The organism is Mycetocola sp. Y791 (assembly GCF_059445325.1).
In genome coordinates this window covers 407,599-424,319 of sequence record NZ_JCAIUC010000001.1, presented here as the reverse complement: position 1 = coordinate 424,319, position 16,721 = coordinate 407,599, and the positions used below count along the sequence as shown (strand labels likewise).

Sequence of the window (16,721 nt, the reverse complement as noted above, 5' to 3'; positions counted from 1 at the left end):
CCGGATTCTCTCTCAGCACGACGCACCAGCATCCGCATCAGATCGTTCCCTTCCGCCACTGTGCCACCAGCAGGTAGCCGAGATAGATACCGCCGAGAACCGCCGTGAGCACCCCGACCGGCAGGGTCACGGGGATGGGCAGCTGCTGCGTCAGCAGGTCGGCGAGACTCAGCAGGAACGCGCCCATGAGCGCGCTCGCGAGAATGTTCGGGCCGGCGCTGCGGCTGAGCCGCCTGGCGATCTGCGGAGCGACCAGTGCAATGAAGGAGATCGGTCCTGCGACACTGACCGCCGCTGTCGCGAGGCCGATGGCGACCAGGATCGACAGCGCTCTCGCAGAGGTGGAACGTGCGCCGAGGGCATCCGCCTGCTCATCGCCCATCTCGACCAGCTGCAGTCGGCGGCTGAGCAAAAGCGCGCACGGAATCAGCACGACGATGGCGACCCAGATGGTCGCGGCGTGGTCCCAGTCGCGGGCTGCGAGGCTGCCGTTGAGGTAGGTGGCGAGCACCGTCGCCTGCTCACGGCCGGCACGGACAAGCACCCATTGCACGAACGCGAGCGACATGGCGGAGACGCCGATGCCGATCAGGAGCATCCTCGAGGGTGAGGAGAAGCCGGTGCCTGTGCCGAAGAAGACGAGGGCCATCGCGGCGAAGGCACCGACGAGGGCGCCGACGGGCAGCGGCAGGATGCCTTGCCAGAGCAGGCCGAAGGCGGCGGCGCCCGCGGAGGCGCCCGCGGTGAGTCCGATCACGTCGGGGCTGCCGAGCGGGTTGCGCGTGACGGTCTGGAACAGCGCGCCCGAAACGGCGAGGGCTGCGCCTGCGGCGATTCCGACGATCAGCCGTGGCCCGCGGAATGCGGTGAGCACGACCTCATCGCGACGCTCACCCTCGCCGAGCAACGTCGGCACGAGGTCGCCGAACGCGATCCCGAGTTTGCCGAGGGTGAGCGTGAGCAGCCCGGTGACGAGAATCGCCACGATCAGGATGCCGCCAAGCGCGAGAGAGCGCGGCCGCACCGCGAGGCTCAGCCAGGTGCCCACCCGGAGCACCGGCAAGGGCGTGCTGCGGGTCGCGACCCGTGCCTCACCGGTGAGCGACGCCCCGGTCATGCGGTCACCTCCGCGTGCGGGCGCGCCGGGGCGGTGGCGCCTGCGCGGGGTGCGGCATCCGCTCGGGTGGCGGTTGCCGCGGTTGGGGCATCCGCTCGGGTGACGGCTCGAGTGACACTTGTCGCGGGTGTCGCGCCCCACGACCCACCCGAAGTGTCACCTAAAACCCGGGCCCCGCTCACAGCGCTGGCTCGAGTGACAGTTGCTGCGGGTGTCGCGCCCCGCGACCCACACGAAGTGTCACCCGAAGACCGGGCCCCGCGCGCGGCGCTGGCTCGAGTGACACTTGCGGCGGGTGTCGCGCCCCAAGACCCACCCGAAGTGTCACCCGAAGCCCTGGCCCTGCGCGCGGCGCTGGTCGGGCGCGCCGGGGCGGTGACCTTGGCGATGCGTGCGGCATCCGCTCGGGTGACGGCTCGAGTGACACTTGCTGCGGGTGCTGCGCCCCGCGACCCACCCGAAGTGTCACCTAAAACCCGGGCCCCGCTCACAGCGCTGGCTCGAGTGACACTTGCTGCGGGTGCTGCGCCCCGCGACCCACCCGAAGTGTCACCTAAAGCCGAAGCGTCGCGGCGACCGTCCGCCCACGCCCCGGTCATACGGCGGCCTTCATCCGGCGCACCGCGAGCAGCAGGATCGGCCCGCCGACGAACGCGGTAATCACGCCGACCATCAACTCGGCAGGACTGACGATGATGCGGCCGAGGATGTCGGCGGCGAGCAGCAGCGCTGGGCCGGCGACGAGGCAGTACGGCAACAGCCAGCGGTGGTCGGCCCCCGTGAAGCTGCGGACGATGTGCGGCACGGCGAGTCCGACGAACGAGATCGGGCCGACCGCGGCGGTCGCCGCCGCGCACAGCAGCGTCGTCGCGACAGCGCCGAGGAGCCGGGTCCGCCCAACGTGGGCGCCGAGCGCCCGCGCCGTGTCATCACCGAGCGCAAGCGCGTTGAGCGAGCCGCACAGTGCGATCGCGAGAACGAGCCCGACGACGATGAACGGCAGGACATCCAAAATGACATCGGGATCGCGACCGGCGAGCGAGCCGATCACCCAGAAGCGGTACGTGTCGAATACCCGGGGGAGGCTGAGCGACACCGCCTGGATGTACGCGGCCAGCACGCTCGACACGACCACTCCGGCGAGCACGAGCCGTACCGGTGTCCCCCGGCCGCGGCCGGTGCCGATGAGGTAGACGATGACGACGGCGATGAACGCGCCCGGCAGAGCGATCCACACGCTCATCGCACCGCTCACACCGAGCGCTGTCGCGGTGACGATGGCGGCTGCGGCACCGGTGTTGACGCCGAACAGCCCGGGGTCCGCGAGCGGGTTGCGGGTGAGCCCCTGCATCACACCGCCGGCAACCGCGAGAGCGGCGCCGACGAGCAAACCGAGGATCGTGCGCGGAATCCGGCTGGCGACGACGGTGTCTGCGTAGGTGTCGCCCGGCGCGAACAGGGCGTCCCAGACGTCGGGCAGCGGAACGTACTTGTTGCCGACGGCGAGGCTCAGCATGGCGATGAGCACGAGCGCGACGAGAGCGATGACCAGCCCGGTCGCGAGCTTCGGTGTACGCCGACGAGCGCCGGGGGTCAGCCCGGCGCTCGTCGGCGCAACCGTCGCGGTCATCTCAGGAGCAACGTGAGGTTACTTGGCGACCTTGGTGACAGCATCCTCAATGAAGGGAATGTACTTGTCGAGAGCCCACGGCACGCTCAGCGGCGTGATCATGCTCGACGCCATGCCCAGCTGGTTGTCGACGCTCGGCACGTAGGCGCCGCTCTGGAAGGCGGGAATCTGCGCGAAGAGCGGCTGCGCCTCGATGAGCTTCTGGTTCTCCTCGTCGTTGAACCAGGTGAAGAGCACGTCGACGTTGTCGAGCAGGTCGGCGCGTTCGAGGCCGACGGTGGAGCTGAAGCTGCCCTCCGTGAGCGGAACCTCGGCGACCGTCTCGTCCATCGTCAGGCCGAGGCCCGAGATGAGGTCGACGCGCGAGTCGCCCGCCTGGTAGAGCGAGAGTGCGCCGGGCTCAGCGGTGTAGACGTAGGCGAAGCTCACGTCGGCGAACTCGGGGTGCTCGGCTGCGGCCTCGGCGATGTCGTCTTCGATACCGGTGATGAGGTCGGCTGCCTCGTCGCTCTTGCCGAGCGCCTTGCCGATGATCTCGATCTGCTCATCCCAGGTGGTGCGCCACGCGGCGTCCGGGTATGCCACGACAGGAGCGATCTCACTGAGCGTCGCGAACTCGTCCTCGGAGATGCCGGACTGCGGCGCGAGAATCAGGTCGGGAGCGAGTTCGAGCACTGCCTCGACGTCGATCTCCGGGTAGACGTTGAACGTCGCCGGCAGCTCGTCGCCCTTTTCCTCGATCGCTTCACGAACCCACGGGAAGTACAGGTCCTCGTCGCCACCCCAGGTAGCGGCCTCGACACCCACCGGTGTCGTGCCGAGAGCGATTGCCGTGTCGGCGGAACCCCAGCCGATGGTGACCACGTTCTCTGGTGCGCTTTCGATGACAGCGTCGCCGAGCGCGCTTTCAATCGTGACGGGGAAGGCTGAACTGTCGGATGCCGTGGCATCCTTCTTCTCGTCTCCGCCTGTCGCACAGCCGGAGAGTACAAGCACGCTCGCGGTTGCCGCTGCGAGAACGGCTGCGCCTCGCGTGAATGGGGTGGTGCGCATCGGTGTTTCCTTTCGAAAGATGCGGGTGGAATCGAGACGGATGCCGTGCGGCAGGACCGTCAGGAAAGGGGGTTGATGGAGCTGAGTGGGCGCTGCGCGCTGGTCAGCTGTGGTTAGCTTTCGGCCCGCCCGACGCGCCAGTAGCCCATGAAGGCGACCTGGTGCCTGTCGAGTCCGGTCTCGGAGACCAGGAACCGGCGGAGTGTCTTGATCACGCCGGCTTCACCGGCGAGCCAGGCGTACAGTCCACCGGAGTGGCTTGCCGGATCAGGGACTTCCCAGAGGATCCCGTTGTCGATGTCGACATCGGCGAGGCGTTCGCCCCGGTGACCGTCTGTAATGAAGTTGTCGGTCCAGGCCCGGACGGCCGGGTCGAGTGCCGAACCGTGGGCAGCGTCGCCGCGGGCCAGCCAGGTCACGTGGATGCCGTCGGGGGCGTCGATCGGGAGAGCATCCGCAATCGTCGGCACCTCGATGAAGGCACAACCCCTGGCGTCGCGCGGAAGCGACGAGACGATCGAGCAGATGGCGGGCGCGGCGGTCTCATCACCGGCAAGCAGGACGCTCGTGGCGTCGCCGGGCTTCCATTCGACGCCGGAAACCAGTCCGTCTGTACGCACGGTGGGGCCGACGACGATGAGCTCGTCACCGGGCTGGGCGTGAGTGACCCAGCGGGAGGCCGGACCTGAATCGCCGTGCGCGACGAAGTCGATGTCGATCTCGCGGAGTTCGGGGCGAACGGCGCGGACCGTGTATGTACGGAGCGGGTTGCGCTTCTCGTCGGGCAGTTCGCGCCAGGCGCCGTACCAGTTGTTCGCGTCCAGCGGGGTGAAACCGATCCCGGGGAGAGGCAGCATGACCTTGACCCTCTGGTCGAGGCCGTCAGTGCCGAACTCGTGGAGTTCCGCCCCGGTGAACGTCACCCGGCGGAACGTTGGCGTGAGTTCCTCGATGCCGGTGACGGTGACGGCATACGGGCGCGCGGCCGGCTTCACCGCGCGCACCGGGACGCCACCCGCCGCCGTCGTCGCGCTGGTCCGCACCCGTGAAGGTGCGACACGGGCCGACGCGGCGACCGGGACATCCGTGGTGGTAAGCATTGCCTAAGTATGGCATGCCTAACCTATGTAGTGTCCAGCTTTATTCGACGTCGAGGTAGCCCCGGGCGTGGCGAGCGATGAGTCCCCCGCCACGCCCGACGACCTGAGCGCCCCGCGACGCCTAGCGCCGGAACATCCTCGCGGTCGTCTCGTAAAGACCCTTCACCGGTCGCTGCTGCTCCCCCTGCTGGGCACCGAGCACGATCATCACGAGCGTGAGGGCCGGCGTCACCCACTGCAATACCTTCTGCACCCGCTGCGCGGTCTGCAGGCTGTCGGATGCCTCCGGCGCCGGTTCGGTGATCCCCTCGGCGCCCTCGTCTGCGTGCTTCGCGATAATGCCGCCCAGAATCCCGGAGATCACGGATGCCGCACCCGCGGCAATCGTGATTCCCAGCTTCACCGCCGTGTTGGTCCGGCTCTCCTCCTGGTTCTTGAGGCGTTCCTTGTTCCCGCCGATGAGACCGATGCCGCCGATGCCGTGCATCACTATCGCGGCGATCTCGACGGGAGCCCAACGTGCCCAGCCAATGGAAGCGAGCTTCAGGCCCTCGGCCGATGAACTGGCTTTCGCCGTGGCGCCGTTGAGGCCGACGGCCCCCATCAGCGACCCGCCGAACCACGCGGCGAGGCCGATGTCGTGCATGCTGCGGACTACAGTGTTGCGACTTGGCATGGAAGTGTCTCCTTCGAAGGTGAAATGTCCGAGGGAAGTTACGCCGAGAAAGAGGACGCCGGCAGGGACTTGACACACCGCGGCGATTCCTCTGCCCACGCGCGACGCTGTCGCCGCTATCACACAGAGGCGGCGGTGCGGGAGCCCCCTGCCCTTGCAGGAAACGCCGGATAACGGTCGGTAGAGTTGTCCTCCCACCATTCGAAGGAGACCCATGTCGGTAGGCTTGCTCGCCGTCGTCGATGACATTCTGACCGCCGCACTCAAGGCGTCAGCAAAAACGGCCGGCGTTGTGATCGATGACGCCGCCGTGACCCCCCAGTACGTGCAGGGACTCACGCCGGCGCGAGAGCTGCCGGTCGTCGGGAAGATCGCGCTTGGGTCCCTGCGGAACAAGTTCATCATCATCATCCCGATCGCCCTCCTGCTGACGGCGTTCGCGCCCTGGGTCCTGCCGTATCTGCTGATCATCGGCGGCGCATACCTCTGCTTTGAAGGCGCTGAGAAGGTGCTCGAGTGGTTCGGCCTGCACCACGGCCATGCCGACGAGGGTGCGCGCGATGAGAAGAAGCTGGTCGGCGGCGCTGTTCGCACCGACCTGATCCTCTCCACCGAGATCATGCTGATCTCGCTCGCGAGCCTCGACCCCGACATGGGTATCTGGGCGACCCTCGGCGTCCTCGCCGTGATTGCGCTCATGATGACCGCCGTCGTCTACGGCGCCGTTGCCCTGCTGGTGAAGATCGACGACATCGGCTTGAGCATGGTGAAGAACCAGGACAAGCGCGTCAGGCACACCGGTGTCCGGATCGTCCGCTCGATGCCCGCCGTGTTCCGCATCATCAGCATCGTCGGGACCGTCGCGATGCTCTGGGTCGGAGGCCACCTGATCCTCGAGAACCTCAGCGAGGTTGGCGTCCCCCTCATCGGTGACTTCATCCACGGCATCGAGCATGCCCTCGCACCCCTCGGCGCCGTGGTCGTCTGGCTCGGCGACACCCTCGTCTCCTTCATCGCCGGCCTCGTGCTTGGCCTGGTCATTGTCGGCCTGATCCTGCTGATCGGTCGACTTCGGGGCAAGGAGCCGCGGTTCAACAGCGGCGCACAGTCGCCGTCGAGCGTTCACGTCTAGCTCTCGGTCGACCGCGGTCTCAGACAGACGCGTGGGCCGTGCACCGCTGATCCGGTGCACGGCCCACGAACACTTTGTGGCGCGAAAACCGGCTCGCGCGTTACCGTGACGGGCGCGGGGCGAGCTTTCCGCCGGACTCCTGCAGGTAGCACGCACCGCAGAGCGACTCGTACTCCACCTCAACGCCGTCGATCGCAACCTGGTCACCCGAGAAGATGAACCGGTCACCGACCCGTCGGCCGTTGAAGATCGCCTTGCGGCCACAGCGGCAGATCGTCTTGAGCTCCTCGAGGCTGTGTGCGACCTCGAGCAGGCGGCGGCTGCCAGGAAACGCCATGGTCAGAAAGTCGGTACGGATGCCGTAAGCCATCACCGGTATCCCCTCGAGCAGCGCAATGCGGAGGAGATCGTCCACCTGTGCGTCGCTGAGGAACTGTGCCTCGTCGACGAGCAGGCAGGAAATGTCGGTGGCCGACTCGGCCAGCGCGCGCGCCCGGTGCAGCGCGAACAGGGCGTACGCGTCAGCATCCGGTTCGATGATGAAGTCGACGGGGCGGGCGACGCCGAGCCGGCTCTCAATGTTGTTGTTGCCCTTGGTGTCGACGGCGGGCTTGGCGAGGAGGACCTGGTGGCCGCGCTCTTCGTAGTTGAACGCCGCCTGAAGGAGAGCCGTGCTTTTGCCCGAGTTCATCGCGCCGTACCGGAAGTAGAGTTTTGCCACGGCCTCAGTTTAGCGGCGAGAGGTCGGCGACGGTCCCGGATGCCGTGGGGCGGGCGGGTGGTCTGCGTCAGTTCACCACCCGGAACGACAGGGCCGGACTGACACCGACATTACCGGCAGCATCCGTTGCCCTCGCCGTCGCCTTGTAGCTTCCGTTGGCGTACGCTCCCGAGGAGATCGTGGCTTCCCAGATGCCGGGGGCGACCTGCACTCCGGTCGCCACCCGCACCGTCCCGACCCAGAAGGTGACGCCCGTCACGCGGACGTTGTCACTGGCCTGCGCCCTGACGAGAACCGTGCCCGAGACCGTCGCACCGGATGCCGGCGACGTGATGGTCACGGAGGGTTTGGTCGTGTCCGGCGTCGGCGTGGGCGTCGGACTCGGCGTCGGCGTGGGTGTCGGACTCGGCGTCGGGGTTGGGGTCGGTGTCGGTGTCGGTGTCGGCGTGGGTGTTGGGCTTGGCGTCGGTGTCGGCACAGATCCGGCGGGCACTGTCGATGCGAAGTATCCGAAATACTTGTTGCCCACCTGGCTCAGCGGATCGCCGGCGAATACCCGCCCACGATTGACCGCGGCGGCCCGCGCCTGTGCGATGACCGTCTGTCGCACCTCAGGCACTGACTTTCCGACACAGGCGCCGCCGGGCCTGAGGCAATTGAGCACAACGCCGGTCACCGCTGCGCTCGACATGCTCGTGCCCGACTGGATGAAGTCGTATCCGTTGCCCTTCTTCGTCGTATACGGGCAGGTGCCGTTGGCCGCTATCGTGTGCGCCCTGTCTGCGGTGGAGACGGCGTAGTTGCTCTTCGAGGCCGGTTTGTCGTCGGGCGCGGTCACTCCCGAGCAGGGAGGTGAGCCGAGGCCGCCGGGCTTGCCGTCGTAATTCACGACGTTTGTCGCCGCAAGCACCTCGTCGTACGCGGCGGGGATGGTCGATGCGAGGTCGGTTGCGCTGTTGCCGGCACCGGCGACCACGACAATCCCCGCCGCGGTAAGGTCGCAGATCTCCTGGTGTGCAACGTCGTTGTTGGTGCGGCCGCAGTTGCCGTCATCCGAACCAGGGAACCCGATGCTGAGGTTCGCCACCCGGATGTTGTACCGCGCCGCGTTCGCCTTCAGCCAGTTGGTCGCGCAGACGAACATCTCGGGCGTCCCCCTGTTCTTCGCGTCGAGAATCCGGATCGAGTAGATCGGCACCCCGGGAGCGACACCGACGATCCCCTTGTCGTCGTCGATGGCGCCGATGAACCCGGACACGCCTGTTCCGTGGCCGTTGGCATCGGCCGCCGTTCCCGACCCCGTGCAGTTGATCTGCGCGGCGACGTTGAGGTCGGTATGCACGCTCACACCGCTGTCGATCACGGCGACGGCCGGACCATCCCACGGCCGGTTCGCCGACCCCGCCGAGACGGGTGGCTTGTCCGCCTCGTGCGACGCGATCACGGAAGGGATCGTCTCAGCACCCCACGCGGGCGTAGCGACGGTGAGTGGGATGCTGAGCGCAAGAATGCCGATGGCAACGGATGCCGCACGGCGCGACCTGGTACCTCCAGCCGGTTGTGAACGTGACATGAGAGCTGGTCCTTCGTCAGTGAGGGTGGTGTTCGGCGGGTGGGCCGAATCGGGTGAGTGGGCGGTGCCGGGCGGATGCGCCCCGCACCGAGCGATAGGCCGCGACGGTCTGGCCGGCAACGGTGGACCAGTCCAGGGCTGAGAGGTCAGGGCTCTCGCCGCGGTCGGTGTTACGCAGCCAGAGAACGACATCGTCGAGCACGTCGGCGGTGAGCTCGCCCTCAAAGGTGTAGACCCAGTCGGCGCCGACCTGGTCCCGCAGCTCAGCCATCCCCCCGAGCGCGGGAACAACGACCGGTCGGTCCGCACTGAGCGCGAGAATCGCCGAACCCGAGTTCTGAATCTTCGAGTACGGCAGCACAACCACATCGGCGGCGCGCAGCCAGGTCGCAAGGCGGTCGTCCGGGAGGAACGCGAGGTCGAGAACCACGTCGTTCGAGGCGGATGCCGTGATCGCGGCCCGCAACGCGTCATCCGCCGGTTTCCCCGCGATCGCGAGGATCTCCCTCTGGCTGGCGTCGGACTCCGCGCCGGCCAGAACCCGGACACCGCGGCGGGAGAACACGTCGACGAGATGCGGCACGTTCTTGTAGTGCCGGATCTGACCGACACTGAGCAACACGGTGGCGTCGATGGACTCGGGCGGCAGGAGACCGAGCGCCGCGCGGGCGTCTTCCCGGGTCGCCGACAGGCCGTAGCTGTCGCGGTAGTGCCCGTGCGGTGTGACGAACGCCGGAACGCGCCCGAGTTCGGGGTAGCCGTTCCTCGCCGCGCTGATGCCCTCGCTCGTCAGGGCGATGATCCCGTCGACGTTCCGGACCAGCAGCCTCGAGTACCAGGCGCGGATACGCGGGGTGGACCGGCTCTCGTGCGACGACACGTTGTGCACGGTCCAGACCAGCTTGGTGCCACGCAACCGCGCGACCCGGAGAAAAGTGAAGAAGAGCACGAGCCTGGCGACCTGCCGCCACCGGCGGGGACCGGAAAGGAAGGTGAGATCGGGCCAGTGCAGGTGCACGATGTCGGTCCTGCCGACCAGCAGACGCAGGTAGCTGAGATCGCGCACCTCGGCATCGTCCGGTGACATGGCCGAGTAGAGCGCCGCGTTGTACGGGTTGGCGTGCCGAGTCCGGAACGCGGGTTCAGCTTCAACCCGCAGCGGACGGTCGGCGCGCCACCGGGACCGGGCCGTGCCAGGAGGTGCGCCAGCGGGCGTGCCAGCGGGCGCGGTATCGGACATTCCCCCGCCTTTGTCCTGCGGTGTCCGTCCGAACAGCGTCGCCTCGGCCTCCGGGTAGCCCTGGCGCCATTTCGCCCGCGACCGCCACACGGTGAGCCAGGTGCGTTTGGGGCTCCGGCTCACTACCTCGAGCGCTCCGCGAACGAGGGCCCCGACCTGCAGCAGCGCGATTCCAGCCCGAGCGCGGGCCGGCGTCCAGGAGGTGCGCAGCAGTGTCGCTTTGCCCGCCATGACGAGGCTCATTTTTCGGCCGGAGTCGCCGGTCGACCCGCCGACGTCGTGCACGATGACGGCCGTCGGGACGATCACCGGGCGGAGGCCCGCCCGGCGTGCGCGCACCGAGAACTCGGCGTCTTCGCCGTAGAGGAAGAACCGTTCGTCCATCCCGCCGATCGCCAGGAACTTCTCCCTGAGGATCAGGGCGAGACACCCGGTGACGATGGGCACTTCGCGAACGCTGTCACGCTTCCACGTCCCGAGCGATTCCGGATCGAACAGCAGCGAGTGCTTGAACGCCGTCGACAGGCCGAGCGCAAACGAGGTCAGCGACCACAGGGTCGGCTCCCCCCAGCAGGAACTCGGGTCGACGACCCCATCCGTTCGGAGTGTGCGCCCGCCGAAAAGTCCGTACTCCGGATGCTCGACGGCGAACGACACGAGCGTGCGAAGGGAGCCCGGAAGAACGACGGTATCGGGGTTGAGCAGCAACACGTAGTCGTCCGTCGACGCGGCGACTCCGCGGTTGACGCCGCGGGCGAAACCCAGGTTCTCCCCCGCTTCGATGACGACCGTTGCGGGAAACCGCTCCCTGATCACATCAGCGCTGCCGTCAACGGAGCCGTTGTCGACGACAATCACCGTGAGCCCGTCGAGCGGGGGTGGAAGAGCAGGGTCTGCCCCGGTCGCTGCGACGGTTTCAGCGAAGACCGATTCGATGCACTCGAGCGTGGCATCACGGGTGTTGTAGTTCACGATGATGACGGAGACCGTCGGCTGGCCGGTCATGAGATCCCCGCCCGGTCCGCGCTGAGGGCGTGGCGTGCTGGCGCCGATTCGCCTCCCGGCTGGACGACATCCGTCGCTTCACGCTCATCCGACCGGGGACGGTGCCCGAGCACTTTCGCCGGAACGCCTCCCGCGATGCAGTTCGCCGGAAGATCACGTGTGACGATCGCGCCAGCGCCGACGATCGCGCCAGCGCCGATGGTGACGCCGGCCGTGACGACAACGTTCGCGCCGAGCCAGGCGCCCGGCCCGATCACGATGTCCTTCTCGATTTTCGCCTGGTCCATCACCGGCGTTCCCTCGACGATGCCGTAGTTCGACGCGGTGATCGTCACGTGCGGCGCAAGCAGGCACTTCTCCCCGAGGATCACGCGCGACCGGGAGTTGCCCGCCCAGATCACGCTGCCCTCGCCGATGTGCGTGCCGGAACCCAGGAAGATGCGCTCAGCGTTGCGGAACGACACGGTCGGGGCGAACGACACGGCGTCTCCCCGGTTCAGCTTCCGCACCTGCTGCACATGGCTGTACCCGTAAAAATGCGCAACCCTGATGAGATGCAGCGCGGTCCGCGGGTCGAGTACGGACCGCAACACACCACGTATTCCCTTAGACGCCACCTGGCACCACCTCTGTTCGTTCGACGGGAACTGACGCCCCGGCTGGAACCTCGGACGGATCGAAGACGCGAGCCAGGGCATCCGTCACCCGATCGATGTCTGTTGCCGCCGTCGTCACAACGGCGACGGCAAAGCTCGCGGCGTAACTCGTGGTGAATACCGCCATCCGGTCGTCGAGGTCGAGAACCGGCCAGAGGGTGATCGACGTCACCTCCGCCGGGCCGAAGTACTGGCGGCGCGGGTGCATCGGCAGGTGGGACGCGTACCCGGCCTCATCGACTGGCGACATCGCGGTGGTCCTGCCGGTGCTCCCCGGTGTCCTCACCGCCGAGCTGAGGGAGTCGGAGACGGATGCCACGACACCGGCGAAATCCGTCACCTCGCCCACGTCAATCCTCACCATCGAGATGTGGTTTCGTGCGGAGGCCTCCCGTTGGAGCGACAACGGCACGGACAGCGCATAGCCCTCCCGCTCCGGTTCGACGGCGGCGAGCGCGCAGAACGCGGCGGAAACCGTGAGCGCGGTCGGTGACACTCCGAACCGGGATGCCAGCGTCTTCACGACCGGGGCTGGCACCACGAACATACGGAACTGCCGTGGCGGGATGAGTTGCTCCGCCCGTCCCGACCGCACCAGGTAGAGATTCTTGAGCGGGCGGGTCAGGCGTCCGGCGGTGCGTTTGAGCCGTTTGGCGACCGGCTTGCGGCGGAAGTCACGCCACGCATCGCCCACCGTTGCATGCTGGGACCGCCAGGCGGCGTAGTGTCCCCTCACCAGTTCGAGTTGCGTTCGGGGCGCCCGGCCGACGACGGTACCGGATACCGTGCCGTCCGCGTCCCGCACACCGGCGGGCATTGCCGGTTGGTCGGCGAGCAGGCTCGAGACCATGCGCACGCCCTGGATTCCATCGCCGACACTGTGGTGGATGACCCCGACGATCGCGATCGTGCCGTCGTCGAGGTCGGCGACCGTGAACGACCAGAGCGGCCGGGAGAGGTCGAGCCTGTTGGCGGCACCCGCGAGGAGGCTCGCGTCCGGTCCGCTCGGGTGCGTCCCCGGCAGGATCGTGACGTGCCAGTTGAGGTCGACGCTCCCCGCCGGCACCCACGCCGGGGTGGCGAGGCCGAACGCCACACGCATCAACCGCTGCAGCATGGCCGGCTCCGCCGGAATTCGCTCGGCGACGATCGCGCGAACGAGATCGGCATCGATGGTGCCGTCGTCTCGCCGCAGCCCGGCCCCGTCGAGAATCATGGTGAGGGCAGGCCGAGCCAGGCGGAACGCCACCTCGTTGACGAGAAATTTCTCGTCGAGCACCCTCAGGGGTTGCACGATAACGTCAGGAGCCATCGATCTCTCCTTGCGCTGAGGTCGACGCGGCGACACCGGTGGAGGTCGCGACGGAGCGGTCCGTGCGCCCGCCGTCGGCGACGGCATCCGGCAGCACGATCGGCTCTGGACGGGTGGTGTCGACGAAGAGCTTCCCGTCGAGCGGAAGGCGCGACGCCAGGGCGAACCCGCGCAGAATGCCGGTGAACATCGCCAGTTCGGCCCTCGCTCTCGCCCGGTTCCGCGGGAACGCCCGAGCAGCCTTCCTGAGCTGGCGGGAGAGGACAGTGGGCAGCATCACGAGGCCCACCGCACTGTCGAGCCTCAGCCACTTGTTGACGAGCGCGCCCATGCCGAGGCCGTAGCCGTGAAGCAGCTCCCGATAGTTCTCCCCCACCCGGGTGAAGGTATGGTGCACGACGCTCTCCGGCTCGTGCACGACCTTCCAGCCCGCATCGATCATCCGGCAGAACGCGTCGAGATCCTCAGCTCCGGCGAGATCCCTCCCTGCGCCCAGGACGTCGTCGAAGCCGCCGATCGCGAGAATCGACGCCCGCCGAAAGGCCATCAGCGCACCGTGCCCCGCGTCGAGACCGCCGGCGACGTCAGAGAACTCGAGCTTGTGGCGATACACCTCGTCCGATCCCACCTTGGTGTGATCGAGCATGCGCCCGGTCACGACTCCGATGTCTGGTGTATCGAAATGGTGCAGCATGGCGTCGATCCAGCCGGGGGTCGCAACGCAGTCGTCATCCGTGTAGACCACGATTTCGCGATCGGATGCCTCGAGGCCCAGGTTGCGGGCGATGCTCAGCCCCTTCACGTCGGTGCGCACGCTGCGAACGCCGGCATCCGCTGCCACCTGCCCCGTGGCATCCGTCGTCGATCCGGAATCGACAACGAGAACATCGACATCGGGCGGCGTCGCGGCCGCGATGGAGACGAGCGCGTCCCTCAGCAGTTCGGGGCGTTGACGCGAGCAGATAACGAGAGTGACGTCAGCCGGAAGCACCATGCACCCTGCCCCCTCGACTCGGCAGCCACGGGGATCCCGATCGTGCACATGGCACGGTTCCGGTCGCCTCACGGGTGTTCGTGAATCCCTCATCGAGGTCGGGGTATTCGCCCGTTCCCGGGTGAAGTTCCGAGGGCCTGCCGCGATCTCCGCCGGGGCGGAGCCCGTCGATCACCCGACGGTAGCCGTCGACGAGCACAGCGTTCGCGGCCTGCCAGGTGAGGCTCGGCGCCTGGGAGAGGACGCCACTACGGAGCGCTCGGCGCCAGCGCTGGCTGCCATAGACGAGGTCGATCTGTGAGCCGAGCGCGCTCACGTCGCCTGCCGGGTGGATCAGCCCATTGACCGCGTGCTGAACCACCGCACCGCTCGCCTGCGAGACCAGCGGAATCACCCCGGCGCCCTGCGCCTCGTAGGTGACGAGCGCGCTGCCCTCCTCGACCGACGGCAACAACAGAACATCCGCCTGCGCGTACGCCCTGGCCGGCCGGTCGGTGAACCCCCTCACCTCAACCGATGGGTGAGCCAGTCGTTGCGCGAGCAGCTCCCGATAACCCGGTACAAAGTCGCCGTAGATGAGGAACTTCCCCGACTCGCTTGCCCTCGAGGAAAGCCACGCGTCGAGCGCGTAGTGGAGCCCCTTGCGGGGTTCGCACCTGCCGAGGAAGACCGCGGTGAATGGCCTCGCCGTCTCGTCACGGGCCGGAACCCGGATCGTGGCGGGATCGAACCCGTAACGGTGGCGCACAAGCCGCGATGCGTCGAATCCCCTGGACAGAAAGGTGTCTGCGACGGCATCCGACGGCACGAGCAACCCGTGTGCCGCGGCGTACTCGCGGTCTTCGATGACGAGCCGCTCACCGTCGAACTGGTGCGACCAGCCGTTCGGCACGGAGAGGCCGAGTCTCGCGTATTCGCGTCCAACGACGTCGTAGGCGTGTGCCGTGTGCGTGTTCGGCACCTCCCGGAGTCCGGCGACGCCCTTGGCGCGTGCGGCGTGCAGGGTACGGGAGGATGCCAGCGGCCAGGCGTGGACGGCGTCGAAGGTTCCGCGCTGCAACAGGCGCGCGGCAAGAAGATCGTGCCATCCGAACGCCCGCATTCGACCGATTGCCCGGTGCGGTACGCGCCGCCCACCGACGATGAGGGTCTGCTCGAGCGCCGTCAACCGGAGAATGGGACGGGCTACGCTCGCGGTCACGAGGGTGACGTGGTGCCCGGCACGAATGAGTTCATTTACCTGATTCCACGCGGTTTCACCGATGCCCTGGCTGCCGATGGCGTGCGGGAAGCTGTACAGCACGCGGAGCGCGTCACCACCGCGTTGCGGCGCGGGGCGCTGACCATCGGTCTGCCTCGTCATGTTCCTCCCCGCTCGGGCCAGGTGCGCTCTTCGCATCCCAGGAGGGGACGTGAGTATCTGTCACGAAATTTACAAGCACTGATGGCGTGTTTGACCGTGGCCGATCGATTGTTAATATACTCGTAATACTGAGGGTTCCTCAATTTTACAACGCGCGTCCACGATGGAAGAGGACACAGCGGTTCGCCCACCCGCGGGACATCCGTGTCCCACCAAGCAGAAAGTCGATAAGCATGGATGTTCCTCTCTACCTTCGAGTCCTCTGGAGCTACAAGTGGTTGCTCCTCGTTGGGCTGATCGTCGCCGGCTTTGTGGGCGGGATCGTCGGATACAGCTACGTTGACGGGCAGCTGCAGCCGCGCGCCGTCCAGACCTACAGGGCGTCGACGACGGTTCTCGTCGGCAGCCCGCAGCAGCCGCTCTACCAGTCAGTGATTCCCGGTGCCCCCGTGCAGGAGGGAGTCGCTCCGGATGTCACCCGCGACCTCGTCTCCACCACGGTGGTCTACGCATACATCGTGTCCGGCTCGGAGATCCGTGCCATGGTCGAGGATGTCGTCGGGCCGCTTTCCGACGAAGAACAGGTCACAGCGGTTCGACGCACGACCCAGCCAGCCGGAGACGAACAGTTCCCCGGCCGCCTCACGCTGCCGATTCTCGACATCGTCGGCTCCGCGAATTCCCCCGGCCGTGCCGAGGAGATCTCGCGGGCGGCCAACACGGTCTTCCAGGAGTATGTGCGGGCGGAGCAGGACACCACCGCGGTGCCGGAGGGCGAGCGGGTTCAGCTGCAGACACTGCGCGAGAGCGAAGCGACCGAGGTCGAAGGTAGCAATCCGCTGATCCCGGTCGTGCTCACCGCTTTCGGCGTCCTGATCCTCGTGGTCGCGTTGATCTTCGTGCTGTACAACATCCGGATCAGCCGCGAAAAACGACGCGCAGCATCCCGCCGATCCCAGGCCGTAAGCGCCGCAGGAAAGAATGACGACAGCGATTCGTCGTCGATCGACACGGGATCATCGGTGACCGCAGGGGCGAGGGGAACATCGACGCCAACGGACGCCGACGGCGCCGGGCAGCCTGTCGGTGATGGAGACCCGGATCACGACGAGCACAAGCGGTCCGACGACACTCACGCATACGTTTAGG

14 protein-coding genes are annotated in these 16,721 nt (G+C 67.4%); 2 read left to right on the top strand and 12 right to left on the bottom strand.

Translation table 11 applies throughout. The features are described from left to right. Positions 1–37: 37 nt before the first annotated feature. The 5 genes from AC1C2N_RS02030 to AC1C2N_RS02010 form a co-directional block, all read right to left on the bottom strand. Positions 38–1,117, bottom strand: a complete 1,080-nt coding sequence (locus tag AC1C2N_RS02030) for a FecCD family ABC transporter permease (protein ID WP_495432657.1) — start codon at positions 1,115–1,117, stop codon at positions 38–40. A 595-nt stretch (positions 1,118–1,712) separates the two neighbouring features. Beyond that, positions 1,713–2,747 carry a FecCD family ABC transporter permease gene (locus tag AC1C2N_RS02025; RefSeq protein ID WP_483405360.1) on the bottom strand — a complete coding sequence of 345 codons (1,035 nt, stop codon included), beginning with the start codon at positions 2,745–2,747 and terminating at the stop codon, positions 1,713–1,715. An 18-nt stretch (positions 2,748–2,765) separates the two neighbouring features. Further along, on the bottom strand, positions 2,766–3,800 hold the full coding sequence (locus AC1C2N_RS02020) for an iron-siderophore ABC transporter substrate-binding protein (RefSeq protein WP_483405359.1): 1,035 nt from the start codon (positions 3,798–3,800) through the stop codon (positions 2,766–2,768). 113 nt (positions 3,801–3,913) lie between these two features. Beyond that, positions 3,914–4,900 (bottom strand): siderophore-interacting protein, encoded by a 987-nt coding sequence (locus AC1C2N_RS02015; protein ID WP_495432656.1) that lies wholly within the window; start codon positions 4,898–4,900, stop codon positions 3,914–3,916. A 121-nt stretch (positions 4,901–5,021) separates the two neighbouring features. Next, positions 5,022–5,576, bottom strand: a complete 555-nt coding sequence (locus AC1C2N_RS02010; protein ID WP_495432655.1) for a hypothetical protein — start codon at positions 5,574–5,576, stop codon at positions 5,022–5,024. 214 nt (positions 5,577–5,790) lie between these two features. On the opposite strand from AC1C2N_RS02010, the gene AC1C2N_RS02005 reads away from it, so the two are divergent. Beyond that, positions 5,791–6,708, top strand: coding sequence for a DUF808 domain-containing protein (locus AC1C2N_RS02005; protein WP_483405356.1), 918 nt, complete (start codon positions 5,791–5,793; stop codon positions 6,706–6,708). A 100-nt stretch (positions 6,709–6,808) separates the two neighbouring features. On the opposite strand, the gene AC1C2N_RS02000 is transcribed toward AC1C2N_RS02005, so the two are convergent. From AC1C2N_RS02000 to AC1C2N_RS01970, 7 genes are all read right to left on the bottom strand, one after another. Further along, a complete protein-coding gene (locus AC1C2N_RS02000; RefSeq protein WP_483405355.1) occupies positions 6,809–7,429 on the bottom strand; it encodes a thymidine kinase in 621 nt (206 codons plus the stop codon). A 67-nt stretch (positions 7,430–7,496) separates the two neighbouring features. After that, positions 7,497–9,002, bottom strand: coding sequence for a S8 family serine peptidase (locus tag AC1C2N_RS01995; RefSeq protein WP_495432654.1), 1,506 nt, complete (start codon positions 9,000–9,002; stop codon positions 7,497–7,499). Positions 9,003–9,018: 16 nt separating this feature from the next. Next, positions 9,019–11,247, bottom strand: coding sequence for a glycosyltransferase (locus tag AC1C2N_RS01990; RefSeq protein ID WP_495432653.1), 2,229 nt, complete (start codon positions 11,245–11,247; stop codon positions 9,019–9,021). Further along, positions 11,244–11,840, bottom strand: coding sequence for an acyltransferase (locus tag AC1C2N_RS01985; protein WP_495432651.1), 597 nt, complete (start codon positions 11,838–11,840; stop codon positions 11,244–11,246). The genes AC1C2N_RS01990 and AC1C2N_RS01985 overlap by 4 nt, the downstream gene beginning before the upstream one ends. Positions 11,841–11,853: 13 nt before the next feature. Further along, positions 11,854–13,215, bottom strand: coding sequence for a wax ester/triacylglycerol synthase domain-containing protein (locus AC1C2N_RS01980; RefSeq protein ID WP_495432650.1), 1,362 nt, complete (start codon positions 13,213–13,215; stop codon positions 11,854–11,856). Next, positions 13,205–14,209 carry a glycosyltransferase family 2 protein gene (locus tag AC1C2N_RS01975; RefSeq protein ID WP_495432649.1) on the bottom strand — a complete coding sequence of 335 codons (1,005 nt, stop codon included), beginning with the start codon at positions 14,207–14,209 and terminating at the stop codon, positions 13,205–13,207. The genes AC1C2N_RS01980 and AC1C2N_RS01975 overlap by 11 nt, the downstream gene beginning before the upstream one ends. Then, a complete protein-coding gene (locus AC1C2N_RS01970; RefSeq protein WP_495432648.1) occupies positions 14,193–15,572 on the bottom strand; it encodes a glycosyltransferase family 4 protein in 1,380 nt (459 codons plus the stop codon). Before AC1C2N_RS01970 ends, AC1C2N_RS01975 begins: the two co-directional genes overlap by 17 nt. Before the next feature lie 233 nt (positions 15,573–15,805). Here AC1C2N_RS01970 and AC1C2N_RS01965 point away from each other — a divergent pair, with 233 nt between their 5' ends. Next, positions 15,806–16,720 (top strand): YveK family protein, encoded by a 915-nt coding sequence (locus tag AC1C2N_RS01965; RefSeq protein WP_495432647.1) that lies wholly within the window; start codon positions 15,806–15,808, stop codon positions 16,718–16,720. Position 16,721: the final 1 nt, after the last annotated feature.